Annotated in this window: 21 protein-coding genes; 13 read left to right on the top strand and 8 right to left on the bottom strand. The window is 73.8% G+C overall.

Features of this window, described 5'->3' with window-relative positions; translation table 11 throughout:
- The first annotated feature begins 76 nt into the window (after positions 1 to 76).
- The 5 genes from AMK16_RS18690 (at position 77) to AMK16_RS18670 (ending at position 6,198) form a co-directional block, all read left to right on the top strand.
- Positions 77 to 1,384, top strand: a complete 1,308-nt coding sequence (locus AMK16_RS18690; protein ID WP_073917042.1) for an MFS transporter — start codon at positions 77 to 79, stop codon at positions 1,382 to 1,384.
- Positions 1,385 to 1,867: 483 nt separating this feature from the next.
- The gene (locus AMK16_RS18685) at positions 1,868 to 2,746 is read left to right on the top strand and encodes an NTP transferase domain-containing protein (protein WP_073917039.1); all 879 of its coding nucleotides are present in this window, start codon (positions 1,868 to 1,870) and stop codon (positions 2,744 to 2,746) included.
- Positions 2,743 to 4,083, top strand: a complete 1,341-nt coding sequence (locus AMK16_RS18680) for a molybdopterin molybdotransferase MoeA (protein WP_073917037.1) — start codon at positions 2,743 to 2,745, stop codon at positions 4,081 to 4,083. Before AMK16_RS18685 ends, AMK16_RS18680 begins: the two co-directional genes overlap by 4 nt.
- Positions 4,071 to 5,171: a potassium channel family protein gene (locus AMK16_RS18675; RefSeq protein ID WP_073917756.1), complete on the top strand. Its 1,101-nt coding sequence runs from the start codon at positions 4,071 to 4,073 to the stop codon at positions 5,169 to 5,171. Before AMK16_RS18680 ends, AMK16_RS18675 begins: the two co-directional genes overlap by 13 nt.
- Positions 5,172 to 5,211: 40 nt before the next feature.
- Entirely contained in the window at positions 5,212 to 6,198 is a 987-nt protein-coding gene (locus AMK16_RS18670) for an NAD(P)H-quinone oxidoreductase (RefSeq protein ID WP_073917034.1), read from the top strand.
- Between the two features lie 83 nt (positions 6,199 to 6,281).
- Here AMK16_RS18670 and AMK16_RS18665 read toward each other — a convergent pair whose 3' ends face one another.
- The 3 genes from AMK16_RS18665 to pdhA are packed head-to-tail and all read right to left on the bottom strand — an operon-like array spanning position 6,282 to position 9,783.
- Complete coding sequence (locus AMK16_RS18665; RefSeq protein ID WP_073917754.1) at positions 6,282 to 7,634, bottom strand: dihydrolipoamide acetyltransferase family protein; 1,353 nt, start codon at positions 7,632 to 7,634, stop codon at positions 6,282 to 6,284.
- Positions 7,634 to 8,602: an alpha-ketoacid dehydrogenase subunit beta gene (locus AMK16_RS18660; protein ID WP_443333586.1), complete on the bottom strand. Its 969-nt coding sequence runs from the start codon at positions 8,600 to 8,602 to the stop codon at positions 7,634 to 7,636. Before AMK16_RS18660 ends, AMK16_RS18665 begins: the two co-directional genes overlap by 1 nt.
- Positions 8,603 to 8,646: 44 nt before the next feature.
- Complete coding sequence (pdhA, locus tag AMK16_RS18655; RefSeq protein ID WP_073917752.1) at positions 8,647 to 9,783, bottom strand: pyruvate dehydrogenase (acetyl-transferring) E1 component subunit alpha; 1,137 nt, start codon at positions 9,781 to 9,783, stop codon at positions 8,647 to 8,649.
- A gap of 178 nt (positions 9,784 to 9,961) precedes the next feature.
- Here pdhA and AMK16_RS18650 point away from each other — a divergent pair, with 178 nt between their 5' ends.
- Complete coding sequence (locus AMK16_RS18650) at positions 9,962 to 10,522, top strand: Lrp/AsnC family transcriptional regulator (protein WP_443333578.1); 561 nt, start codon at positions 9,962 to 9,964, stop codon at positions 10,520 to 10,522.
- A gap of 30 nt (positions 10,523 to 10,552) precedes the next feature.
- Here the strand turns inward: AMK16_RS18650 and AMK16_RS18645 are convergent, their stop codons facing one another.
- On the bottom strand, positions 10,553 to 11,143 hold the full coding sequence (locus AMK16_RS18645) for a TetR/AcrR family transcriptional regulator (protein ID WP_073917025.1): 591 nt from the start codon (positions 11,141 to 11,143) through the stop codon (positions 10,553 to 10,555).
- Positions 11,140 to 12,717 carry a 3-hydroxyacyl-CoA dehydrogenase gene (locus tag AMK16_RS18640; RefSeq protein ID WP_073917022.1) on the bottom strand — a complete coding sequence of 526 codons (1,578 nt, stop codon included), beginning with the start codon at positions 12,715 to 12,717 and terminating at the stop codon, positions 11,140 to 11,142. Before AMK16_RS18640 ends, AMK16_RS18645 begins: the two co-directional genes overlap by 4 nt.
- A 124-nt stretch (positions 12,718 to 12,841) precedes the next feature.
- On the opposite strand from AMK16_RS18640, the gene paaN reads away from it, so the two are divergent.
- A complete protein-coding gene (gene paaN / locus AMK16_RS18635) occupies positions 12,842 to 14,524 on the top strand; it encodes a phenylacetic acid degradation protein PaaN (protein WP_073917020.1) in 1,683 nt (560 codons plus the stop codon).
- On the opposite strand, the gene AMK16_RS18630 is transcribed toward paaN, so the two are convergent.
- The 3 genes from AMK16_RS18630 to AMK16_RS18620 all read right to left on the bottom strand — a co-directional run bounded on the left by AMK16_RS18630 (position 14,525) and on the right by AMK16_RS18620 (position 17,290).
- Complete coding sequence (locus tag AMK16_RS18630; protein ID WP_073917017.1) at positions 14,525 to 15,280, bottom strand: TrmH family RNA methyltransferase; 756 nt, start codon at positions 15,278 to 15,280, stop codon at positions 14,525 to 14,527.
- A 145-nt stretch (positions 15,281 to 15,425) separates the two neighbouring features.
- The gene (locus AMK16_RS18625) at positions 15,426 to 16,577 is read right to left on the bottom strand and encodes an HTTM domain-containing protein (RefSeq protein ID WP_242438812.1); all 1,152 of its coding nucleotides are present in this window, start codon (positions 16,575 to 16,577) and stop codon (positions 15,426 to 15,428) included.
- Positions 16,578 to 16,627: 50 nt separating this feature from the next.
- Complete coding sequence (locus tag AMK16_RS18620) at positions 16,628 to 17,290, bottom strand: DUF5819 family protein (protein ID WP_242438787.1); 663 nt, start codon at positions 17,288 to 17,290, stop codon at positions 16,628 to 16,630.
- A 135-nt stretch (positions 17,291 to 17,425) separates the two neighbouring features.
- Here AMK16_RS18620 and paaA point away from each other — a divergent pair, with 135 nt between their 5' ends.
- The 6 genes from paaA to AMK16_RS18590 all read left to right on the top strand — a co-directional run bounded on the left by paaA (position 17,426) and on the right by AMK16_RS18590 (position 22,431).
- Positions 17,426 to 18,496, top strand: coding sequence for a 1,2-phenylacetyl-CoA epoxidase subunit PaaA (gene paaA / locus AMK16_RS18615; RefSeq protein WP_073917014.1), 1,071 nt, complete (start codon positions 17,426 to 17,428; stop codon positions 18,494 to 18,496).
- Positions 18,493 to 18,777 (top strand): 1,2-phenylacetyl-CoA epoxidase subunit PaaB, encoded by a 285-nt coding sequence (gene paaB, locus AMK16_RS18610; RefSeq protein ID WP_030707584.1) that lies wholly within the window; start codon positions 18,493 to 18,495, stop codon positions 18,775 to 18,777. Before paaA ends, paaB begins: the two co-directional genes overlap by 4 nt.
- Positions 18,774 to 19,532 carry a 1,2-phenylacetyl-CoA epoxidase subunit PaaC gene (gene paaC, locus AMK16_RS18605; RefSeq protein ID WP_073917011.1) on the top strand — a complete coding sequence of 253 codons (759 nt, stop codon included), beginning with the start codon at positions 18,774 to 18,776 and terminating at the stop codon, positions 19,530 to 19,532. The genes paaB and paaC overlap by 4 nt, the downstream gene beginning before the upstream one ends.
- Complete coding sequence (gene paaD / locus AMK16_RS18600) at positions 19,526 to 20,032, top strand: 1,2-phenylacetyl-CoA epoxidase subunit PaaD (RefSeq protein WP_079191573.1); 507 nt, start codon at positions 19,526 to 19,528, stop codon at positions 20,030 to 20,032. The genes paaC and paaD overlap by 7 nt, the downstream gene beginning before the upstream one ends.
- Entirely contained in the window at positions 20,033 to 21,130 is a 1,098-nt protein-coding gene (gene paaE, locus AMK16_RS18595) for a 1,2-phenylacetyl-CoA epoxidase subunit PaaE (protein WP_073917009.1), read from the top strand. It begins immediately after the preceding gene.
- A gap of 152 nt (positions 21,131 to 21,282) precedes the next feature.
- Positions 21,283 to 22,431, top strand: coding sequence for an acyl-CoA dehydrogenase family protein (locus tag AMK16_RS18590; RefSeq protein WP_073917006.1), 1,149 nt, complete (start codon positions 21,283 to 21,285; stop codon positions 22,429 to 22,431).
- The last annotated feature ends 4 nt before the right edge of the window (positions 22,432 to 22,435 follow it).

The following is a 22,435-nucleotide window of genomic DNA, read 5'->3' as shown; positions in this document are numbered from 1 at the left end:
CAGCGTGGTCCGGGCCCGCCTTCGTCATGTGACGGCGGCCGCGCCCGCGGCACGGTGGAAAGGGGACCGCGCTCTCGTGAAGACCCTCGGACACACCTTCCGGTCCCTGTCGGTGCGCAACTTCCGGCTGTTCGTCCTCGGGCAGGTCCTGTCCGTGACCTGCACCTGGATGATGGTCGTCGCCCAGGACTGGCTCGTGCTGGACCTGTCGGGTGACTCGGGCACCGCCCTGGGCGTGGTGACGGCGATGCAGTTCACCCCCGTACTGCTGCTCACGCTCTACGCCGGGCGGCTGGCCGACCGTCACGACAAGCGGCACATCCTGCTGCTCACGAATCTGGCGGCGGGGCTCCTCGCGCTGGCGCTGGGCCTGTGGGTGCTGGTGGGCGACGTGCGGCTGGGGCACATCTGGCTCTTCGCACTCGCCCTCGGCACGGTGAACTCGCTCGAGGCGCCCGCCCGGATCTCCTTCGTCGGCGAGATGGTGGGCAGTGAGCTGCTGCCGAACGCCTCCGCGATGAGCGGGGTCTACTTCAACCTCGCACGGGTGGTGGGACCGGCCGTCGCGGGCATCATGATCGCCCGATTGGGCGTGGCGGCGGTCGTCCTGGTCAACGCCGTCAGCTACGCCGCGACCGTGGTGAGCCTGGCGATGATGCGGCCGCCGGAACTGCACCGCCCGGCCTCCCGGCCGCGCCGCGCCCGCGTGGCGGACGGGCTGCGCCACATTCGCGGGCGACCCGACCTGATGCTGCCGATGGCCCTGGTGGGGGTGCTGGGGCTGGTCGGCTGGAACTTCCAGTTCACCCTCCCGCTGCTCGCCAAGACGGAGTTCCACACGGACAGCGCCGCCTTCGGACTGCTGAGCAGCGCCCTGGCAGCCGGCTCGCTGCTGGCAGCCCTCGCGACCACCGCCCGGCGCGGACGGCCGACGGCCCTGGTGGTGGCGGTCTCGGCGCTGGCCTTCGGGGCTCTGGAGGCGGTCACCGGCCTGGCGCCGGACCTGCCCACGGCCTGCCTGCTCCTCGCGCTGACCGGCTTCGCGATGATGTATTTCGCCCAGGCCGCGAACCACCGCGTCCAGCTCGGCTCTGATCCCGTCTACCGGGGCCGGGTGATGGCCCTGTACACGCTGGTCTTCCAGGGCACGACCCCGCTGGGCGCGCTCCTCGGGGGATGGCTCGCGGAGCACCGGGGCGTGCGCTGGGTGCTGTACGCGGGCGGCCTCATCTCCCTCACGGCGGCGGCCGCCGCGCTGGCCGCGGGAGCGCGCCCCACCCGCCCGTCCGCACGGACCCGCGCCCCCGCGACCGGCCCGGCCGCCCCGCGCGCCCTGGAGGGCCCGTCCCGCCCGCGCCCGCCGAACCGGGAACGCCCGCGCTGACCGGAGCGCGAGGGACGGCCGCACCCACCCCGAACCGGCCCCGCCCACCCCCAGACCAAGCGTCTCCCCGCCCGGACCGGTCGTGACCGCCGGGACCGCGGGGGCGGGCGGGCACGCCGGGGCCGCGGGGGCAGGGCGGGCATGCCGGGACGGCCGGGTGGGGCGGGGGCGCCGGGACGGCCGGGCGCAAGGGCCTGGCAGGGCCGCAGGGCCGCAGGGCAGACATCCCGAGCCGGCCCGGGTGGGGCGGGGGCGCAGGGGCTGAGCAACCACGCCGTGACGGCCGGGCCGAGCGGGCGCAGAGGCCGAGCACGCACGCCAGCCAGGCCGGGCCGCGGGGCCAGGCAGGCACGCCGCGGGCGGGGCTTGGGCGCCCGGGCCAGGCAGGCACCCCAGGCCGAGTGGTGGGGAGGCCCGGCCGGTGGATGGAGGGGGGCTGGGCCAGGGGCCCCGCCGCGGCACGGGCCCCGCATACTCGGGGGCATGAGCTACGACGCCATCGTGCTGGCCGGAGGCGCCGCGCGCCGCCTGGGCGGGGCCGACAAACCCGGACTGAGCGTCGGCGGGCGGGCCCTGCTCGACCGTGTCCTCGACGCCTGCGCCGACGCCCGTACCACCGTCGTGGTCGGCGGCCGCCGGGCCACCGCCCGCCCGGTGCGCTGGACCCGCGAGGAGCCGCCCGGCGGCGGCCCCGTGGCCGCGCTGGACGCCGGGCTGCGCCCGACCACCGCCGAGCTGGTGCTCGTCCTCTCCGCCGACCTCCCCTTCCTCGACGCCGGCACCGTGCGGGCCCTGCTGGAGGCACCCGGCGGTCACGAGGGCGCGCTGCTGCGTGATCCGGACGGCCGCGACCAGCCGCTCGTCGCCGCCTACCGCGCCGAACCGCTGCGCCGCGAACTCGCCCTCCTCGCCGCGGAGCACGGCAGCCTCACCGGGCTGCCGCTGCGCACGCTCACCGCCGAGCTGGACCTCACCCGCCTCGCGGCCGGGCCGCTCGCCTCCTTCGACTGCGACACCTGGGACGATCTGGCCGCGGCCCGCGCCCGGATCAGGGAGCATGGGACCGTGCTGGACCAATGGATCACCGCAGCCAAGAACGAGCTGGGCATCGACGTCACTGTCGACACCAAGATGCTGCTCGACCTCGCCCGTGACGCCGCCCACGGCGTCGCCCGGCCCGCCGCGCCGCTGACCACCTTCCTGGTCGGCTACGCCGCGGCCCGTGCCGAGGCGGCCGGGGCGGACCCCGCCCAGGCCGTCGCCGAAGCCTCCCGCAAAGCCGCCGACCTGGCCCTGCGCTGGGCGGCCGAGGCACAGGCCGCCGACACCACCCCCGCATCCCAAGAGAACGGCTCCGGATGACCCCCGCGAACCAAGCCGAGCAGGCGCTCGACGAGGCACTGGCCCTGGTGAGCCGCTCCCCGGAGGGCGGCGGCCACCGTGCCTGCCTCTGGACCCGGGCCCGGGAGGCATCCGTCCGCGCCGGGAGCGCGGTGCGCGCCCGCACCCATGTCGTCCCCCTCGCCCTGGCTCTCGGCGAGGTGCTGGCGGCACCCCTGGAAGCCCTCGGCGACCTGCCCTCCTTCGACACCTCCGCCATGGACGGCTGGGCCGTCGCCGGACCCGGGCCGTGGACCGTCCGCGGCGGCGGCGGGGTGCTGGCCGGCTCCGAGCCCCCCGCGCCCCTCGGCGACGGCGAGGCCGTACGGATCGCCACCGGCGCCCGGATCCCCGTCGACACCACCGCCGTCGTCCGCGACGAGCACTGCCGCGAGAACGGCACCCAGCTCTTCGCCGACCGGCCCGTCCTCACCGGCCAGGACATCCGTCCGCGCGGCCAGGAATGCCGCTCCGGCGACCTCCTGCTGCCCGCCGGCTCACTGGTCACCCCCGCCGTCCTCGGTCTCGCCGCGGCCTCCGGGTACGACGAGCTGACCACCCGGCCCCGTCCCCGCGTGGAAATCCTGGTGCTCGGCGACGAACTGCTCACCGAAGGCCGCCCGCACGACGGCCTGATCCGGGACGCCCTCGGCCCCATGCTCGGCCCGTGGCTCACCCGCCTGGGCGCCGAGGTCATCGGCACGCGACGGCTCGGCGACGACGCCGCCGGGGCCGCGGCCCTGCTGGAGGCCGTCACCACCTCCCGCGCCGATGTCGTCGTCACCACCGGCGGCACCGCCTCCGGCCCCGTCGACCACGTCCACCCCGTCCTGCAGAAGGCCGGCGCCGAGCTCCTCGTCGACGGCGTCGCGGTCCGCCCCGGCCACCCGATGCTGCTGGCCCGCCTCGGCGACGCAGCGCCCGGCCCCGGCGCAGGAATCCCCGGCCCCGGCGACGGGGCGGGCGGCCCGCACGCGCCGCGGTACCTGATCGGACTGCCCGGAAACCCCCTCGCGGCCGTCTCCGGACTGCTCACCCTCGCCGAACCGCTGCTGCGGGCCCTCGCCGGCCGCCGCCGGCGCCCCCGCTACTCGGCGACGGTCCAGAGCGACGTCCCGGGCCATCCGCACGACACCCGACTGGTCCCCGTCCTGCTGAGCGGCGAACACGCGGAGCCGCTGCGCTACCACGGTCCGGCGATGCTGCGCGGGGTGGCCGCCGCCGACGCGCTGGCCGTCGTACCGCCGCTCGGCGCCCGGTCCGGGCAGGAACTGGAGATCCTCGACCTGCCGTGGGCCTCGGGGGGATGTTTCACGTGAAACTTCACGGCCAGGACGCCATGGCGCGGGGAGCCGACGAGAAACTCGTCTCCCGGCGCATCAAACTGCCCCGGCGCATCATCGAGAAGCCGCTGCTGCAGGTCGGCAAGCGCGTACTGATGGCCCTGTTCGTGCTGTGTCTGACGGTCCTGCTCGTCTGGCTCGACCGCGACGGCTACCACGACAACGCCGACGACCAGGTCGACTTCCTCGACTGCGTCTACTACGCCACCGTGACACTGTCGACGACCGGGTACGGCGACGTGGTCCCGTACAGCGATACCGCCCGGCTGGTGAACATCCTTTTGATCACGCCGCTGCGCGTGCTGTTCCTGATCATCCTGGTCGGAACCACCCTGGAGGTCCTGACGGAACGGACCCGGGAGGAGTGGCGGCTCAAACGCTGGAGGAAGAACTTGCGTGACCACACGGTCGTCATCGGCTTCGGCACCAAGGGCCGCTCAGCCCTGCAGACGCTGCTGGCCACCGGCCTCCACAAGGAGCAGGTCGTCATCGTCGACCCCAGCTCCAAGGTCATCGACATCGCGAATTCGGAAGGCTTCACGGGCGTGGTCGGCGATGCCACCCGCTCCGACGTCCTGCTGCGTGCCGAGCTCCAGAAGGCCCGTCAGATCGTCATCGCCACCCAGCGGGACGACACGGCGGTCCTGGTCGCCCTGACGGCCCGCCAGCTCAACCGCGGCGCGAAGATCGTCGCAGCGGTCCGCGAGGAGGAGAACGCACCGCTGCTGCGGCAGTCGGGCGCCGACGCCGTCATCACGAGCGCGAGCGCGGCGGGCCGGCTGCTGGGCCTGTCCGTCCTCAGCCCGAGCGCGGGCACCGTCATGGAGGACCTGATCCAGCAGGGCAGTGGCCTCGACCTCGTCGAACGGCCCGTGAACAAGCGCGAGGTCGGCAAGGGCGTGCGGGAGACGGAGGACCTGGTCGTGAGCGTGCTGCGCGGGCACCGGCTGCTGGCGTACGACGACCCGCACGCGAGCCCCCTCCAACTGACGGACCGTCTTATCTCCATCGTCCGCGCGGTGCCGCCGACTTCACCGCCGGTGACACTGCCCTCCGCCGAGTAGGTGCTGTCCCGGCGGGGCCGGTTCGCGTAGCCTCCGGCGCATGCATGCGATCACCATCGAGCAGCCCGGCGGCCCCGAGGCCCTCGTCTGGACCGACGTACCCGACCCGGTGGCCGGCGAGGGCGAGGTCCTCGTCGAGGTCGCGGCGAGCGCCGTGAACCGGGCCGACCTCCTCCAGCGCCAGGGGTTCTACGATCCCCCGCCCGGTGCCTCCCCCTACCCGGGCCTGGAGTGTTCCGGGCGGATCTCCTCGATCGGACCGGGGGTGTCCGGCTGGTCCGTCGGGGACGAGGTGTGCGCCCTGCTGGGCGGCGGCGGGTACGCGCAGAAGGTGGCCGTCCCGGCGGGCCAGCTGCTGCCGGTCCCGGAGGGCGTCGACCCGGTGACGGCGGCGGCGCTGCCGGAGGTCGTCACGACGGTGTGGTCCAACGTGTTCATGGTCGCGGGGCTGCGCCCCGGCGAGACCCTGCTGGTGCACGGCGGGTCCAGCGGCATCGGCACGATGGCGATCCAGCTGGCGAAGGCGGTCGGCGCGAAGGTCGCTGTCACGGCCGGCGGCCCGGCCAAGCTCGCCCGCTGCGAGGAACTGGGCGCCAACATTCTGATCGACTACCGCGAGCAGGACTTCGTCACCGAGGTGCGTGCGGCGACGGGCGGGGCCGGCGCGGATGTGATCCTCGACATCATGGGCGCGAAGTACCTCTCCCGGAACGTGGACGCCCTCGCCGTGAACGGGCGCCTGGCCGTCATCGGGCTCCAGGGCGGCGTGAAGGCAGAACTGAACCTCGGCGCCCTGCTGGCCAAGCGGGCCGCGATCACCGCCACCTCGCTGCGGGCGCGTCCGCTGGAGGAGAAGGCGGCCATCGTCGCCGCGGTACGGGAGCACGTGTGGCCCCTGGTTTCGGCCGGGCGGGTACGGCCGGTGGTGCACGAGACGTTCCCGATGGCGGAGGCGGCCGAGGCGCACCGCGTGATGGAGTCGAGCAGCCACGTGGGCAAGCTGCTGCTCGTCGCGCCCGGGAACTGACCGCCACCGACGGCCCGTCCCGAACGGCCCCACGGGCGTGGGGGAGGAGCCCGCGCCGCAGCCCCCTCCCCGCCCCCGCCGGGTCACAGGCTGCGCAGCAGCACCGCCGGGGACTCCACGCAGTCCGCGACATAGCGCAGGAAGCCGCCCGCCGTGCCGCCGTCGCAGACGCGGTGGTCGAAGGTCAGCGACAGCTGCACGACCTTGCGGACGGCCAGTTCGCCGTCGTGCACCCACGGCTTCGGCACGATGCGGCCGACGCCGAGCATCGCCGCTTCGGGGTGGTTGATGATCGGCGTCGAGCCGTCCACCCCGAACACCCCGTAGTTGTTGAGCGTGAAGGTCCCGCCGGTGAGATCGGCGGGTGCCAGCTTCCCGGCCCGCGCCAGCTCGGTCAGCCGGGCGAATTCCGCCGACAGGGACTGCGCATCGCGGCCCTGGGCGTCCCGGACCACCGGGACCATCAGGCCACGCTCGGTCTGCGCCGCGAATCCCAGGTGCACGGCCGGCAGCCGGACGATCTCGCCCGCCGCCAGGTCCACCGTCGAATTGAGCTCCGGATAGCGGGCCAGGGCGGCCGTGCAGATCCGGGCCAGCAGCGCGAGCACCGAGATCTTGGGACCGTCCACGGCGTTCATCGCGGCCCGGGCGGCCATCAGCTCGGTGGCGTCCGCGTCGACCCAGCAGGTGGCGTCCGGGATCTCCCGGCGGCTGCGCGACAACTTCTCGGCGACCGCCCCGCGCACCCCCTTGAGCGCGATCCGCTCGCCCTGCGCCGCCGCGGCGGCCTTCGGGGCGGCCGGGGCACAGACGGAGGCGGCAGGGGCGCTTTCCGGCGCGCGCAGCGCCGTCTCGACGTCCGCCCGCAGGATCAGCCCCTCGGGGCCGGACCCGCGCAACGCGCGCAGGTCGACCCCGTTGTCCCTGGCCAGCTTGCGCACCAGCGGCGAGATCACCGGCACCGGCCCGGCCTGCGCGGCGGGAGGGGCGGCGACCGCGGCAGCGGCGGAACCGACCGGAGCCACCGGAGCCACCGGAGCCACCGGAGCCACCGGAGCCACCGGAGCCGAGACGTCGGCCGTGACGGGTCGCACCCGTCGCCGCCGCGCCGGGCGCGAGTGGTCCGTGCCGTAGCCGACCAGGACGTTGCCCGAGCCCGCCGACTCCGCCTCCGGCGGCTCCGCCGCCCCCGCGCCCACCGCAACGGTGATCAGCGGGGCCCCGACCGGAAGCTCCTGCCCCTCCTCACCGAAACGGGCGGTCACCACGCCCCCGTAGGGGCAGGGCACCTCCACCATCGCCTTGGCCGTCTCGACCTCGACGACCGGCTGGTCGATGGCGACGACATCGCCCACCGCCACCAGCCAGCGCACGATCTCGGCCTCGGTCAGGCCCTCACCGAGATCCGGCAGCTTGAACTCCATGACCTGCGGCATCAGTTCTCCCACTGCAGGCGCGCGACGGTGTCCAGGATCCGGTCCACTCCCGGCAGGTGGTGCTTCTCCAGCATCGGCGGCGGATACGGGATGTCGAAGCCCGTCACCCGCAGCACCGGTGCCTCCAGGTGGTGGAAGCACCGCTCCGTGACGCGGGCGGCGATCTCCGCGCCCGGCCCGCCGAAACCGCCCGCCTCGTGGACGACCACCGCGCGCCCGGTCCGGCGTACGGACTCCACGACCGTCTCCTCGTCGAACGGCACGAGCGAGCGCAGGTCCACGACCTCCAGGTCCCAGCCCTCCTCGCGCGCCGCCTCGGCCGCCTCCAGGCACACCGGCAGCGAGGGGCCGTAGGTGATCAGCGTCGCGCTCGTGCCGGCGCGCCGGACCAGCGCCCTGCCGATGCCCGGCACCGCCGCCGGAGCCTGCGGCGACCAGTCGGACTTCGACCAGTAGAGCCGCTTGGGCTCCAGGAAGACCACCGGGTCGTCACTGGCGATCGAGGCGCGCAGCAGACCGTACGCGTCCTCGACCGTCGCCGGGGTGACGACCGTGAGGCCCGGAGTGGCCACGTAGTACGCCTCCGAGGAGTCGCAGTGGTGCTCCACCCCGCCGATCCCGCCGCCGTACGGCACCCGGATGGTGATCGGCAGCGGCATCGCGCCCCGCGTGCGGTTGCGCATCTTCGCCACGTGCGAGATCAGCTGCTCGAAGGCCGGGTACGCGAACGCGTCGAACTGCATCTCCACCACCGGCCGAAGCCCGTACATGGCCATGCCGACCGCCGCGCCCAGGATCCCCGCCTCCGCGAGGGGAGTGTCCGTGCACCGGTCCTCGCCGAACTCCTTCGCGAGCCCGTCCGTGATCCGGAAGACGCCGCCCAGCGTGCCGACGTCCTCGCCCATGACGTGGACCGTCGGGTCCTCGGCCATCGCGTCGCGCATGGCCCGGGTCAGGGCCTGGGCCATCGTCGCGGGCTTGACACCCGCCGCCGACTTCGCCGCCACCGTGGTCACGCGTCTTCCTCCGCTTCCAGCTCTGCGCGCAGCAGGGCCGCCTGCTCGCGCAGTCGTCCCGTCTGCTCCGCGTACACGTGCGCGAAGAGGTCCATCGGGTCCAGGACCGGCTCCGCGTTCATCCCCTCGCGCAGCGCCGCCGCCATCTCCTCGGCCGCGTCGCGCGCCTCCTGGATGCCCGCCTCGTCGAGGATCCCGCGCGCCGTCAGCTCGCGCTCCAGCAGCTCGACCGGGTCGTGCGCCTTCCAGGCCTCGACCTCCGCGTCGCCGCGGTAGCGGGTGGCGTCGTCCGCGTTCGTGTGGGCCTCCATGCGGTAGGTGACGGCCTCGATGAGGGTCGGGCCGCCTCCGGCCCGGGCCCGCCGGACCGCCTCGGACAGCACCTCGTGCACCGCGGCGATGTCGTTGCCGTCGACCAGCCGGCCGGGCATGCCGTACCCCACGGCCTTGTGGGCCAGGGTCGGCGCCGCGGTCTGTTTGGCGAGCGGGACGGATATCGCGAAGCCGTTGTTCTGCACGAGGAAGACCACCGGCGCCTGCCAGACGGCGGCGAAGTTCAGGGCCTCGTGGAAGTCGCCCTCGCTGGTGCCGCCGTCGCCGACCATGGCCAGGGCCACGACGTCGTCGCCGCGCAGCCGGGCGGCGTGCGCCAGGCCCACCGCGTGCGGGAGCTGGGTGGCGAGCGGGGTGCACAGCGGGGCTATGCGGTGCTCGCGCGGGTCGTACCCGGTGTGCCAGTCGCCGCGCAGCAGGGTCAGGGCCTGTACGGGATCCAGCCCGCGGGCCACGGCCGCCAGGGTGTCGCGATAGCTCGGGAAGAGCCAGTCCTGCTCCTCCAGGACCAGGGCGGCCGCGATCTCGCAGGCTTCCTGGCCGACGGTGGACGGGTAGACGGCGAGCCGCCCCTGCCGGGTGAGGGCGGTGGCCTGGGCGTTGTAGCGGCGGCCGCGCACCAGCTCGGCGTAGAAGCGGCGCATCAGCGCCGGGTCGAGCCGGTCGGCGCCCGGCGTGCCCAGCACCCGGTGGGGCTCGGGGTCCGGGAGCAGCGGGGCGGCGTCCGTACGGGGCCTCCAGGCGGGCGGCGGGGTGGGTCGGTGGGACGCACCGGCACCGGGCAGCTCTTGGACCGTCATGGCGGCGTACACCTCCTCGTGGGAAGCGGGCGGGAAGGACCCCGGGTGTGAGGCGCCTCACCTACCGATTGTTCGGTTGTCCGCGCAATTTGGCTACAGGCGGCTCAAGGCTGTGGACAAACTGGCGCCGGGGCCCTGGGATGGATGCAGGACGTCCAGGAGAGGGAGGCATCGGGCAATGCCGGATGAACAAATGGCCGGAGCGGGCTCCGCGCCGGCCCCGCCGGGTGGCACCCCGGGAGTCCCACCGGTCCCGCCCCGTCCCCTGGACCCGATCGACCGGTCGATCATGCGGCTGCTGCAGGCGGACGGCCGCGCGTCGATACGGTCGGTGGCGGAACAGGTGCACGTCTCCCGGGCCAACGCCTACGCCCGCATCAACCGGCTCATCGACGACGGGGTGATCCGCGGCTTCACCGCCCGGGTGAACCACGAGCGCGCGGGGCAGGGAGCCTCCGCCTACATCACCCTCAAGATCGTCCAGAATTCCTGGCGCACGGTCCGCGAGCAGCTCCGCGAACTCCCGGGAGCGGCGCACATCGCGCTGGTCAGCGGCGACTTCGACGTTCTGCTGCTGGTCCACACCCCGGACAACCGCACCCTGCGCGAGCTGGTCCTGACCCGCCTGCAGGCCATCCCGGAGGTCCTCTCGACGCGCACCCTGCTGGTCTTCGAGGAAACGGATCTGCTGGCCCCCGGCCCGGGCCCGGCCGCGCCCCCGGCGATCACGGAGGACTAGGCCGTCCGGGGGCGGGGTGGACGCGGCCGGTCAGTCGCGGACGGTCCGCAGCCCGCCGAAGGCCATGTGGACCACCGCGTCCGCAAGCTGGTCGTGGCCCGTGCCCGGATGCGGGCGATACCACTCGACCAGCGAGTTCACCATGCCGAAGAGCAGGCGGGTGGCGAGCCGGATGTCGACGTCCGCGCGGAGGTCGCCGTCGTCGGCGGCGGCCTTGAGGAGGTCCGCGACCTGGTGGTCGAACTCGCGGCGGCGCTCCAGGGCCCACCGCTCGGTCCGCGTGTTGCCGCGCACGCGCAGCAGCAGCGTCACGTAAGGGAGTTCGCAGACGAGCACCTCGACCGTGCGGCGCGTGACGTACTCGACGCGCTCGACCGGCCGGCCCCGTACCGCGCCCGGCTCCTCCAGGACGGCGAAGAGGCCGTCGAGGGCGCGGCTCACGGCCCGGCGCAGCAGCTCCTCCTTGCCCGCGACATGGTGGTAGATCGAGGACTTCGAGATGCCCGCGGCCTTGGAGAGGTGCTCCATCGAGGTGCCGTCGTAGCCGCGCTCGTTGAAGACCTGGACGGCCACGGACAGCAGCGTCTCCGGGGTGTAGGTGTCCCGTCTGGCCGTCGTCATGCGGTCTCCTCCGACCCGTCCGGCGTCCCGTCCGCCGCGTCGTCCGCCGTCCCGTCCGCCGCGTCGTCCTCGTCACCCGCCGCGTAGCCCAGCTTGAACAGTGCCAGCGACGGCGCGTACCGCCCGCCGGGACAGCGCTCGTCGAGGTGGTGCAGCAGGTCGTAGGCCCAGTCCCGGCCGAGCCGGTCGTGCCATTCGGCGGGCCCCAGCGGGTAGTTGACGCCGAGCCGCATGGCCGTGTCGATGTCCTCCGCGCAGGCCACGCCGCGTGCGACCGCGTCGGCCGTGAGGTCGATCAGCATCGCGACGGTGCGGGCGACGATCATGCCCGGGACGTCCCCGATGACCGAGACGCGCTTGCCGAGCTTCTGGAACAGCCCGACGGCCTCGGCCAGGGTCCGCTCACTGGTGTCCTCGCTGGCGGAGAGCGCGATCCGGGTGGCGCCCCGGTAGTCGAGCGCGAGGTCGAAGTAGACGACGTCCGAGAACTCGACGGAGGTCTTCCCGTCGGCGAGGACCAGCTGGCCCTCGCCGGGCAGCTGGATGTACGGCCCTCCGTGACCGGTCGCGGTGACGGCGATCCCGGCCTCTTCCATCAGGTCGGCCAGCTCTGCCGCCGGCCCGAGGTCGCCGACGACGGTGACCTTGTCCGGGGCCTCCTCGGGAGCGGCGGTGTGCGGCTCCGGCACGGCCGTGTCCTGCGCGGACGGACCGTACGGGTACCAGCCGTGCCCCGACTTGCGGCCGAGACGGCCCGACTGGACCAGCCGGCGCTGCGCGAGCGAGGGGGTGAACTTGGGGCTGCGGTAGAAGGACTCCCACACCGAGCGGGAGACGGCCTCGTTGACGTCCTGGCCGATCAGGTCGGTCAGCGCGAAGGGGCCCATCTTGAAGCCGCCGCTCTCGCGGAGCACGGCGTCGATGGTGGCCGGATCGGCGCCGCGCTCCTCGTAGACCGCGAAGGCTTCGGCGTAGAAGGGCCGCGCGATCCGGTTGACGATGAATCCGGGGGTGTCGGCGCAGCGGACCGGGGTCTTGCCCCAGCCGAGGACGGTGCCGTAGGCGCGCTCGGCGGCGGCCGGGTCGGTCGCGTGGCCGCTGACGACCTCGACCAGGGGCAACAGCGGGGCGGGGTTGAAGAAGTGCAGGCCGAGGAAGCGGCCGGGGTGCGCGAGCCCGGCGGCGAGCTCGGTGACGGAGAGGGAGGAGGTGTTCGTGGCCAGCAGCGCGTCCGGCGCGACGACCCCCTCCAGCGCGGTGAAGAGCGTGCGCTTGACGGTGACGTCCTCGATGACGGCCTCGATGACGAGCGCCGCGTCGGCGAGGTCCCCGAGGGACTGCGCCGCACGGATCCGGCCGAGCGCGTCCCCGGCCCCGGCCCGGTCCAGCCGGCCCTTGGCGGCTATCCGCTCGATCCGGTCCTGCACGAAGCCGACGCCGTCGGCGGCGAGGGCCGGGTTGATGTCGTAGATCAGCACGCGGTGACCTGCGAGGAGGGCGACCTGGGCGATGCCCTGACCCATGGTGCCGGCGCCGACGACCGCCACAGTGCGGGACCGCTCGATTGCTGTCATGACCCGATCCTCCCGCACCGACTTGTCCACAGGTCCGCCGGGCCCTCTTGTCCCGACCGATCGTTCGGTTACTCTAACTCCAGTCTGCTCTCCTTCGCCCGGCTCAACGAGGAGTTGGTCCCTGATGGCCGCCGAGCTCACCGTCCCCCAGCTGTCCGCCAAGCACCGGCCCACCCTGGACCAGGCCCTGTCGGCGATCCGCAGCCGTGCCTACTGGTCCCCGCACCCCGAGCACCCGAAGGCGTACGGCGAGAGCGCCCCCGCCGACGGGCTCGCCGCCTTCGAGGCCCTCCGCGGCACGCGGCTGGACCTCGGACAGCCCGGCACGGACGGCTGGACCGGCGGCGAGGTCTCGCCGTACGGCCCGGAGCTGGGCGTCGAGTACCCGCATGCCGATCCGGACGTCCTGCTGCCCGCGATGCGGGCCGGCATGGGCGCCTGGCGGGATGCCGGCCCCGAGGCGCGCGCCCTGGTCTGCATCGAGATCCTGGCCCGCATCAGCGCGCGGACGCACGAGTTCGCGCACGCCGTCATGCACACCAGCGGCCAGGCCTTCATGATGGCGTTCCAGGCGGGCGGACCGCACGCGCAGGACCGCGGCCTGGAGGCCGTGGCGTACGCCTACGAAGAGCAGACGCGGGTCCCGGGCCGCGCCGACTGGTCGAAGCCGCAGGGCAAGCGGGATCCGCTGGCCCTCGGCAAGACGTTCACGGCCGTTCCGCGCGGCATCTCCCTGATGATCGGCTGCAACACCTTCCCCACCTGGAACGGCTACCCGGGCCTCTTCGCGTCGCTGGCCACCGGAAACGCGGTGCTGGTGAAGCCGCACCCGCGCGCCGTACTGCCGCTGGCGCTGACGGTCCAGGTGGCTCGCGCGGTCCTCGCCGAGGCCGGTTTCGACCCGAACCTGGTGGCGCTGGCGGTGGAGCGGCCGGGCGAGGGCATCGCCAAGTCCCTGGCGGTCCGCCCCGAGATCAAGCTGATCGACTACACCGGGTCCACCAAGTTCGGCGACTGGCTGGAGGCCAACGCCCGCCAGGCGCAGGTCTACACGGAGAAGGCGGGCGTCAACACCGTCGTCCTCGACTCCACGGACGACTACAAGGGGATGCTGTCCAACCTCGCCTTCTCCCTCTCGCTCTACAGCGGCCAGATGTGTACCACCCCGCAGAACCTGCTGATCCCGCGTGACGGCATCGCCACGGACGCCGGCCACAAGTCGTACGACGAGGTCGTCGCCGACCTCGCGGCCTCGGTCGACGGCCTGCTGGGCGACGACGCCCGGGCCAACGCCCTGCTGGGCGCGCTGGTCAATGGGGACGTCAAGACCCGTCTGGAAGCGGCGGCCGCCCTGGGCGAGGTCGCGCTGGCCTCCCGGGAAGTCGTCAACCCCGAATTCCCGGGGGCGGTGGTCCGCACCCCGGTCATGGTCAAGCTGGACGCGGCCAAGCCCGACCCGGAGGCGGCCTACTTCTCGGAGTGCTTCGGTCCGGTCTCCTTCGCGGTCGCGGTGGATTCCACCGCGGACGCCCTCGACCTGCTGCGGCGCACGGTCCGCGAGAAGGGCGCGATGACGGTCGGCGCGTACACGACCTCCGAGGACACCGAGCGGGCGATCGAAGAGGTCTGCCTGGAGGAGTCCGCGCAGCTCTCCCTGAACCTGACCGGCGGGGTGTACGTCAACCAGACCGCGGCGTTCTCGGACTTCCACGGCTCGGGCGGCAACCCGGCGGCCAATGCGGCGCTGTGCGACGGCGCCTTCGTCGCGAACCGCTTCCGCGTGGTGGAGGTCCGCCGCCAGGCCTAGCTAGGCAGTCTTCGGTCCGCCCCAGTGGAAGAGGGCCATGGCCACGCTGGTTGCCAGGTTGTAGCTGGAGACCTGCGGACGCATAGGCAGGGACACCAGGTGGTCGGCCCGGGCGCGCAGCTCGGGGGAGATGCCGTGGCGTTCCGAGCCGAAGGCGAGCAGGGCGTCGTCCGGGAGGGTGAGGGCACGGATGTCCTCGCCCTCCGGATCGAGCGCGTAGAGCGGCCCGGGCGGGAGTTCCTCCAGCTCCAGCCGCTCGACGGTGGTGGCGTAGTGCAGCCCGGCCCCGGCCCGGACGACGTTCGGGTGCCACGGGTCGAGATCGCCGCGGGTCACCACCCCGGTGGCGCCGAAGCCGGCCGCGAGACGGACGACGGCCCCGACGTTGCCGAGGTTGCGGGGGTTGTCGAGGACGACCACGGGCGCGGGCCGCGGCAGCCGTCCCAGCGCCGCGAGGCCGTCGGCCCGGTCGGGGCGCACGGCCAGGGCCGCCACCCCGGTGGGGTGCACGCGGGGCAGCAGCTCCTTGAGCGGCGCCGCCCGCACCAGGCGGCCCACGGCGTCCCCGACGTCCGGAGCCAGCTCCGCGGCCAGAGCCCGCACGGCGACGGGATCGTCGGCGACGGCCATCCGCACCTCGGCCCCGAAGCGCAGGGCGTGCTTCAGGGCATGGAACCCGTCCAGCAACACGAGGTCCCCCCGCCCCACGCCCTCCCGCCACTCCCGCGCGATCTCTCCACTCAGCTCCACACTCATACCCGGACCCTACAAACCCCCGCCCCGACCCCCGCCCATCCGGCCCCGCCGGACCCCGGACAGCCCCGCCGAAGGCCGGACGGCGCCGGCGTTCGAGGCGCGGGTCCGGGCCGGAGCCCCGGGAGGCGGCGGCGCGCGCGGCCGGTCAGCGCGGCACGGACCCGGCGCCCGCAGGATCCGACTCCGCCTCCGAGGCCGGGCCCGGCACCACCGCCCCGCCCGCCGGTACCCCGTCGGCGCCTGCCACCCCCCGCCGAGGCCGCAACGCAGCGCCCCGGCTGCCGAGCCACACCAAGAACCCCGTCGGCAGGAACACCGCATCGGCGGCGATCATCGCCAGCGAAAAGAACGGCAGCCCCAACAGCACCGCGATCCCCGCGTGCTCCAGCATCATCACCGCCAGCAACACGTTCTTGATCCGCCGGTTGAACAGCGTGAACGGGAACGCCACCTGCACCGCCACCGTCCCGTACGACAGCAGCATCACCAGCGTCCCGCTGCCCGCCACCAGCTCCGACAGCGCCGGCCACGGCGTGAAGTAGTCCAGCCCCAGCGGGTAGTACAGCGCCGTCCCGTCCTGCCACCGCGATCCCTGGATCTTGTACCAGCCCGCCGTCGCGTAGATCAGGCAGACCTCCGCCATGATCACCACCATCGCCGCGTTGTGCAGCACATCGGCCAGCACGTCCAGCGTCGCCCGCCCCGGCCCCCGCGGCGCGTAGCGGTCGGTCACCCACCACAGCCCGCAGCCCACCCACACCACCGCGAAGGCCGCCAGCCAGCCGTGGCTGAACCGCTCGGTCGCCGCGCCGTAGGCGAAGACCGCGCCCAGCACGGCCCACAGCACCGGCCCGGCCGCCCCGGCCGTCGCCGACCCCCGCAGCCGGGCCCTGCGCGCGTCCAGCGACCACACCTGTGCACACCGGGTCAGCACCAGGTACAGCGCCATCAGGTGGATGACGTTGTCCCCGCCGTCCCCCATGAAGACGCTGCGGTTCTGCAGCGACAGCACGCCGACCGTGAACAGCACCGAGCTCGCCCGCGTCCGCCAGCCCAGCAGCATGCCCACGCTCGCGAGGACGGCCACCGCGTAGACGATCTCGAACCACACGGCCGAGCCGGACCACATCAGCACCGTGAACGCCCCGTTGGAGGCGGTGAGCCGCTCTGCCAGCGCCCAGCTCCACGGCCCGTCCGGTCCGTACAGCTCGCCCCGGTGGGGGAATTCGCGCAGCAGGAAGAAGAGCCAGGTCCCGGCGAAACCGATGCGGATCACGGCGCTCTGGCAGGGGCCCATGGCCTGCCCGGTGATCTTCGCGAGCGCCCGCCCCGCCGGGGCCCTGAGCCTCACACCGTCCACCACGGCAGCTCCCGGTAGTACGTCTGGGTGTCGGTCGTCTCGCCGCTCCACCGGGGCGCGGCCACCGCCGTCGTCGCCGAGCGCAGCTGGATCCGCAGGAGGCGCCCGCCCCGGGCGGCCGGAGCCAGCCGGTCCACCGCGATCCGCCGCAGGTACTGCTCGGACAGCTCGCCGCGCTCGCCGTTCGGCTTGTCCGCCTCGTCGTGGGAGCCGGTGTAGAAGTCCCAGGCCCGGCGGAGCTCGTTCTGCTCCGTGTGGCTCGGCAGCAGGCTGTGCCGGATGGCCGCGCCGTCCTCGGCGCTCAGGTCCCGCCATCCGGTCGTGGTCAGCTCGCCGCCCGCGGTCCGGACCTGGGCGCGCACCTCCACCGCGATGTTCTGCTGGAGCGGGTTGGGCGCGAAGAGCTTCCAGTTCTGCTCGAACTCGGGGTAGACCCAGTCGTCGATCGTCTTCGCGTGCTGCCGGCTGACCGTGTTGGACGGGGCGACGTGCAGGAACACCAGGCCCAGGTGGCCGCAGACCGCCGCGGCCGCGACCCCGAGGACGAGCGCCGTGAGGACCCGGTACGGGGTGGGCAGACCGGCGATCCCGGGCGGCCGTGGGGGTGGAGGACCGGCCCCGTCGGCGGGCTCGTGCTCGTTCGAATCCATCCCGCCCCGATCGTCCGGCGTTCACAGGGTTGCCCACAGAGGTTGACACCCTACGGGCCGCCGTCTCACCATTGAAGCGGATGAACCGAACGATCGGTCGGTCGGGCGGCGGGCAGACTCTGAGAGGGGGCCGGGATGGTGGCAGTGACCCCGGAAACGGGGCCGGGAACGGCCCTCGGGACGGACGGACCGGACGGGACGGCGACGCCCGCCGACCTAGGCGGACAGCTGGCGGCGGCCTTCGATGCGGCCGTCGCCGCGGAGGAGCGCGTGGAGCCGCGCGACTGGATGCCGGAGGAATACCGCGCCTCCCTCGTCCGCCAGATGGCCCAGCACGCCCACTCCGAGATCATCGGCATGCAGCCCGAGGCGAACTGGATCACCCGCGCGCCCTCGCTGCGCCGCAAGGCGATCCTGATGGCCAAGGTGCAGGACGAGGCCGGGCACGGGCTCTACCTCTACAGCGCCGCAGAGACCTTGGGCACCAGCCGCGACGAGCTGCTCGACAAGCTGCACGCGGGCAGGCAGAAGTACTCCTCGATCTTCAACTACCCCACTCTGACCTGGGCGGACGTCGGCGCCATCGGCTGGCTCGTGGACGGCGCGGCGATCACCAACCAGGTGCCGCTCTGCCGCTGCTCCTACGGCCCGTACGCGCGCGCCATGGTCCGGATCTGCAAGGAGGAGTCCTTCCACCAGCGCCAGGGGTACGAGCTGCTCCTGGCCCTGTCCCAGGGCACCGAGGCACAGCACGCCATGGCCCAGGACGCGGTGGACCGCTGGTGGTGGCCCTCGCTGATGATGTTCGGCCCGCCCGACGACGAGTCGGCGCACTCGGCGCAGTCCATGGCCTGGCGGATCAAGCGCCACTCGAACGACGAGCTGCGCCAGCGGTTCGTCGACATCGCCGTCCCGCAGGCAAAGGCGCTGGGCCTGACCCTGCCCGACCCGGACCTGAAGTGGAACGAGGAGCGGGGCCACCACGACTTCGGCGCCATCGACTGGACCGAATTCTGGAACGTGCTCAAGGGCAACGGCCCCTGCAACGAAGAGCGCATCGGACGGCGGCGCAGGGCGCACGAGGAAGGCGCCTGGGTGCGCGACGCGGCCGCGGCGTATGCGGAGAAGCACACGGTGACGCACGCGGAGAACGCGGGCGCGCAGGCCGGCGAAAGCGCCGGAAAGATCGAGGAGGCACGGGTATGACGCAGAACTGGCCCCTGTGGGAGGTGTTCGTGCGTTCGCGGCGCGGCCTCTCGCACACGCATGCGGGGAGTCTGCACGCCCCCGACGCGGAGATGGCCCTGCGCAACGCCCGGGACCTCTACACCCGGCGCGGCGAGGGCATCTCGATCTGGGTGGTGCCCTCCACCGGGATCACCGCCTCCTCGCCGGACGAGCGCGACCCCTTCTTCGCCCCGTCGGCCGACAAGCCCTACCGGCACCCGACCTTCTACGACATCCCGGAGGGGGTGAGCCACCTGTGACCGACACCGGCACCCGCCCCGCCACCGCCCTCGGCAAGGACACCGGCGCCACCGCGGCCGCCCTCGCCCTCGGCGACGACGCCCTGATCCTCTCCCACCGCCTCGGCGAGTGGGCCGGCAACGCCCCCGTGCTGGAGGAGGAGGTCGCGCTCGCCAACATCGCCCTCGACCTGCTCGGCCAGGCCCGCGTCCTGCTCTCCCTGGCGGGCGATGAGGACGAGCTGGCGTTCCTCCGCGACGAGCGCGCCTTCCGCAACCTCCAGCTGGTCGAGCAGCCCAATGGCGACTTCGCCCACACCATCGTCCGGCAGCTCTTCTTCTCCTTCTACCAGCACGAGCTCTACGGGGAACTGGCCCGCGCCGAGGGCCCCTTCGCTCCGCTGGCGGCCAAGGCCGTCAAGGAGACCGCCTACCACCGCGACCACGCCGAGCAGTGGACGCTGCGGCTGGGCGACGGCACCCAGGAGAGCCGGGCCCGCATCCGCACCGCCCTGGACGCCCTGTGGAAGTACACCGGCGAGATGTTCGAGCCGGTGGAGGGCCTCGAAGACCTCGACTGGGCGGCCCTCCAGGGGCGCTGGCTCGCCGCGGTGGGCGGCGTACTGGAGCGGGCCGGGCTGACGGCGCCCGAGGGGCCGCGCTCCGGCGCCTGGGCCGCCGGCGCCGGGCGGCAGGGCCTGCACACCGAGCCCTTCGGCCGGCTGCTCGCCGAGATGCAGCACCTGCACCGCAGCCATCCGGGGGCGTCGTGGTGAGCGCCGATGCCGCAACGACGCGCCTGGAGGCGGAGCTGGCCCGGCTGGCCGGCTCCGTCCCGGACCCCGAGCTGCCCGTGCTCACCCTCGGGGAGCTGGGTGTGGTGCGCGGGGTGCGGGTGCACGAGGACGGCCGCGCCGAGGTCACCCTGACCCCCACCTACACCGGTTGCCCGGCCATCGAGGCCATGTCCGCCGACATAGAGCGGGTCCTCACCGGTCACGGCATCCCCCGGGTGCGGGTGACCACCGTGCTGGCTCCCGCCTGGTCGACCGACGACATCAGCGCCGAAGGCCGCCGCAAGCTGGCCGAGGCCGGCATCGCCCCACCGCGCCCGCACGCGGCCGGCGGCCCGGTCCCGCTCGCCCTGTCGGTGCGCTGCCCGCAGTGCGGGTCGACCGACACCGAGCTGCTCAGCCGGTTCTCCTCCACCGCGTGCAAGGCGCTGCGCCGCTGTACCGCCTGCCGCGAACCGTTCGACCACTTCAAGGAGCTGTAGATGGCCGCCCCCCGCCACGGCGCGTTCCACCCGCTGACGGTGGCGGAAGTCGACCGGCTCACCGACGACTCGGTCGCCCTGACCCTGCGGGTCCCCCAGGAGCTGCGCGAGGTGTACCGGCACGCCCCCGGCCAGCACCTGACCCTGCGCCGGGCCGCCGCAGGGGGCGAGGTGCGGCGCACGTACTCGATCTGCTCCGCCGCCCCGGCGGCGGACGGCCCGGGACCCGCGGCGCTGCGTGTCGGCGTGCGGCTGGTGGAGGGCGGGGAGTTCTCCACTTTCGCCCACAAGGAGATCGCCGCCGGGGACGTGCTGGAGGTGATGGTCCCGGCCGGCCGGTTCGTACTGGATCCGGCCACCGCCCCCGCCGGCGCCCACTACGCGGCGGTCGTCGGCGGCAGCGGGATCACCCCCGTGCTGTCCATCGCCGCGAGCCTGCTGGCCGCCCGGCCCGACGCCCGGTTCTGCCTGGTACGCAGCGACCGGACGGCGGAGTCGACGATGTTCCTGGAAGAGGTCGCCGACCTCAAGGACAGGTATCCGGCGCGGTTCCAGCTGGTGACCGTCCTCTCCCGGGAGGAGCAGGAGGCGGGACTGCCCTCCGGCCGCCTGGACGAGGAGCGGCTCGCCGCACTGCTGCCCGCGCTGCTGCCGGTGGCGGAGGTGACGGGCTGGTTCCTGTGCGGGCCGTACGGCCTCGTGCAGGGCGCGGAGCGTGCACTCGGGGCGCTCGGCGTCGCCCGCAGCCGGGTACACGAGGAGATCTTCCACGTCGAGGACGCCGCGGCGCCGGTCCGCGCGGCGACCGCCACGGCACCGTCCCACGGGCGGGTCACCGCCCGGCTCGACGGCCGGTCCGGCACCTGGCCGGTGCGGGACGGCGAGTCCCTGCTGGACGCGGTGCTGCGCAACCGCGCGGACGCGCCGTACGCCTGCAAGGGCGGAGTGTGCGGCACCTGCCGGGCGTTCCTGGTCACCGGCGAGGTCCGGATGGAGCGGAACTTCGCGCTCGAAACGGAGGAGACGGAGGCCGGATTCGTCCTGGCCTGCCAGTCCCACCCGGTCACGGAGGAAGTGGAGATCGACTTCGACCGGTGAACCCGCCCCGCCGGTTCCAGGCTGAGCTTTCAGGCTGTGCTCTCAGGCTGTGCTCTCAGGCTGTGCATTTTCAGGAACGTGTCCTATCTTGACGCTCCGTCAGGACTGGCCAGACCTGGACAGGATCCGGTGCACGCGCGGGAGGACAGGCAGTGGACTTCACCTTCACCGAGGAGCAGCAGGCGGCCGTCGAGGCGGCGCGGGCCGTGTTCGCGGATGTCGCCCCCGATGGCGTGCCCAGCCCCGCGCTCACCCCCGGGGCCGTCGCCGAAGACTTCGACCGTCCGCTGTGGGCCGGGCTCGCCGGCTGCGACCTGCTGGGCCTGGTCCTCGCGGAGGAGCACGGCGGGTCGGGCCTGGACGCCATCGCCCTGTGCCTGGTGCTGCGCGAGGCCGCCAAGGTGCTGGCACGGGTGCCGCTGCTGGAGCACTGCGCCACCGCCATGACCGTGCAGGCCCACGGCAGCCCCGAACTGGCCGCGGCCCTGCTGCCCGGCGCCGGCAGCGGAAGCCTCGTCCTCACCGCGGCCGCCCACGGCCGCACCGGCCATGACCCGGCCGAACTCGCCGTCACCGCCCGCCGCGAAAGCGGCGACGGCGACTGGATCCTGGACGGCACGCAGACCACCGTCCCGTGGGCACACGGCGCCGACTGGATCGCCGTTCCCGCCCACACCGGCGAAGGCGACGCCGTCCTGGCCCTCCTGCCGCGCGCGAGTGAAGGGCTCTCGCTCGCCGACCAGTTCTCCACCAGCGGCGAGCGGCTCGCCGAACTGACCCTGGACGGGGTACGGGTGGCTCCCGCGCACCTCATGGACGCCCCCGGCGCATGGGAGCGGCTGCACCAGCTCCTCGCCACCGGGACCTGCGCCCTCGCGCTCGGCCTCGGCGAGGGCGTGCTCACCATGACGAGCCGCTACACCAGCCGCCGCGAGCAGTTCGGCTTCCCGGTGGCCACCTTCCAGGCCGTCGCCGTCCAGGCCGCCGACCGCTACATCGACCTGCGGGCCATGGAGGCCACCCTGTGGCAGGCCGCCTGGCGGCTCGACGCCGCGACCGGCGGAGCCGGCGGACCGCTGCCCGCCGCCGGTGACGTCGCGGTCGCCAAGATCTGGGCGTCCGAGGGCGTGCGCAGGGTCGTACAGACCGCCCAGCACCTGCACGGCGGCTTCGGCGCGGACACCGACTACCCGCTGCACCGGTACCACGCGTGGGCCAAGCAGCTGGAACTCCAGCTCGGGCCGGCCGCCGCGCACGAGGAGGCGCTGGGCGACCTCCTGGCCGCCCACCCCCTCGCCTGACGCA

This window comes from Streptomyces sp. CB00455, from assembly GCF_001905445.1.
GTDB lineage: Bacteria > Actinomycetota > Actinomycetes > Streptomycetales > Streptomycetaceae > Streptomyces.
The sequence above is the reverse complement of the archived record's forward strand: the minus strand, read 5'-3'. Positions and strand labels throughout refer to the sequence as shown.

Bases quoted from the DNA above. Each gene is read 5' to 3' on its own strand.
- AMK16_RS18685 (WP_073917039.1), top strand. From the start codon at position 1,868: ATGAGCTACGACGCCATCGTGCTGGCCGGAGGCGCCGCGCGCCGCCTG.
- AMK16_RS18680 (WP_073917037.1), top strand. From the start codon at position 2,743: ATGACCCCCGCGAACCAAGCCGAGCAGGCGCTCGACGAGGCACTGGCC.
- AMK16_RS18675 (WP_073917756.1), top strand. From the start codon at position 4,071: ATGTTTCACGTGAAACTTCACGGCCAGGACGCCATGGCGCGGGGAGCC.
- AMK16_RS18670 (WP_073917034.1), top strand. From the start codon at position 5,212: ATGCATGCGATCACCATCGAGCAGCCCGGCGGCCCCGAGGCCCTCGTC.
- AMK16_RS18665 (WP_073917754.1), bottom strand. From the start codon at position 7,634: ATGCCGCAGGTCATGGAGTTCAAGCTGCCGGATCTCGGTGAGGGCCTG.
- AMK16_RS18660 (WP_443333586.1), bottom strand. From the start codon at position 8,602: ATGGCCCAGGCCCTGACCCGGGCCATGCGCGACGCGATGGCCGAGGAC.
- pdhA (WP_073917752.1), bottom strand. From the start codon at position 9,783: ATGACGGTCCAAGAGCTGCCCGGTGCCGGTGCGTCCCACCGACCCACC.
- AMK16_RS18650 (WP_443333578.1), top strand. From the start codon at position 9,962: ATGCCGGATGAACAAATGGCCGGAGCGGGCTCCGCGCCGGCCCCGCCG.
- AMK16_RS18645 (WP_073917025.1), bottom strand. From the start codon at position 11,143: ATGACGACGGCCAGACGGGACACCTACACCCCGGAGACGCTGCTGTCC.
- AMK16_RS18640 (WP_073917022.1), bottom strand. From the start codon at position 12,717: ATGACAGCAATCGAGCGGTCCCGCACTGTGGCGGTCGTCGGCGCCGGC.
- paaN (WP_073917020.1), top strand. From the start codon at position 12,842: ATGGCCGCCGAGCTCACCGTCCCCCAGCTGTCCGCCAAGCACCGGCCC.
- AMK16_RS18630 (WP_073917017.1), bottom strand. From the start codon at position 15,280: ATGAGTGTGGAGCTGAGTGGAGAGATCGCGCGGGAGTGGCGGGAGGGC.
- AMK16_RS18625 (WP_242438812.1), bottom strand. From the start codon at position 16,577: ATGGGCCCCTGCCAGAGCGCCGTGATCCGCATCGGTTTCGCCGGGACC.
- AMK16_RS18620 (WP_242438787.1), bottom strand. From the start codon at position 17,290: ATGGATTCGAACGAGCACGAGCCCGCCGACGGGGCCGGTCCTCCACCC.
- paaA (WP_073917014.1), top strand. From the start codon at position 17,426: ATGGTGGCAGTGACCCCGGAAACGGGGCCGGGAACGGCCCTCGGGACG.
- paaB (WP_030707584.1), top strand. From the start codon at position 18,493: ATGACGCAGAACTGGCCCCTGTGGGAGGTGTTCGTGCGTTCGCGGCGC.
- paaE (WP_073917009.1), top strand. From the start codon at position 20,033: ATGGCCGCCCCCCGCCACGGCGCGTTCCACCCGCTGACGGTGGCGGAA.